At 74.1% G+C, this 1,024-nt stretch carries 1 protein-coding gene and 1 pseudogene; both read right to left on the bottom strand.

The genetic code is table 11. The annotated features are described in order from the left end of the window. The coding region (mftE, locus tag H5J29_RS34025; RefSeq protein WP_181784956.1) for a mycofactocin biosynthesis peptidyl-dipeptidase MftE at positions 1-497 on the bottom strand (497 nt) is incomplete at its 3' end. A 76-nt stretch (positions 498-573) separates the two neighbouring features. Next, positions 574-1,024: pseudogene (locus H5J29_RS34020) on the bottom strand (mycofactocin system FadH/OYE family oxidoreductase 2); the annotation flags it as partial.

The raw sequence follows: 1,024 nt of genomic DNA, 5'->3' as shown, positions 1-1,024 counted from the left end.
GCGCCGGGCTCCCGCTCCCCACGGACGGCATCGGGGGCCAGAGCCAGCATCACCGACGTCTCCGTGCGCCCCGCGTGCGCGTCCCCCCGGACCGCGCACGGCACCCACCCGACGTCCCGGCCCTCATAGCGCAGCAGCGCGCAGGCCTCGACCAGCGTCGCGACGTTCCCGCCGTGCCCGTTCACGAACACCACCCGCGCCGCCCACCGGCAGGCCGACCGACCCAGCTCGACGAGCAGCAGCTTCAGTCCCTCGTGCCCGATCGACACGGTCCCGGCGAACCCCTCGTGCTCCCCCGCGGCGCCGTAGGCGAGGGCGGGCGCCAGTACGAGACCCGGATCGGCGTCCTCGACGAGCGCGGCAACGCGTTCCGCCACCCGGAGGTCCGTGGTGAGGGGCAGATGGGGGCCGTGCTGCTCGACCGATCCGACGGGGACGACGAGCGTCGGCGGTGGACCGTTGTGGACATCACGCCACGTGAGCGCCCCGATCAGCATGTCTGACCTGCGAAGACGAGGTTGTCCACAGTGCCGGTCCACAGGTGGACATCCCTCACAGGGTTCTCAGGGACACTCACAGGGCCACCGCCACTCGCTCACCGTCACGGATCGCGGCGTCCATCCGCCGCGGCGCCAGGCAGTCCCCGATCCGATGGACCCCCGGCCGCCCCCGCAGGGTCTCCCACAGCTCGTCGGCGGGCTCCGGCGGGAGGGCCCCGACGACGGCGTCGACCGTCCGCCGCGAGGTCCGGCCCGTCGGGTGGTGGACCAGTGAGACCGTGGGCCCCACCGCCGTGACCAGCGTGTCCGTCGTCGACCGGATGCCGAGGGCGTGCGCCCGCCTGCGGAATCCCTCGCGGTCGAGGGTGAGCCCGAGGTCCTGCCCGACGACCATCGCGGGCGTCACGATCTCGACCGCACACCCGCGGGCGGCCAGCAGCTCGGCCACGGACGTGGCGTGGTGGAACCCCAGCTCGTCGACGACGAGGACCGACCCGCTCGGCGCGGCGGTCCCGTCGAGGACG

Origin of the sequence: Pseudonocardia pini, from assembly GCF_013870575.1 — a bacterium.
Classification (GTDB): Bacteria; Actinomycetota; Actinomycetes; order Mycobacteriales; family Pseudonocardiaceae; genus Pseudonocardia; species Pseudonocardia pini.
Note: the sequence above shows the minus strand (reverse complement) of the source record. Positions and strands in the feature narration are given on the sequence as shown.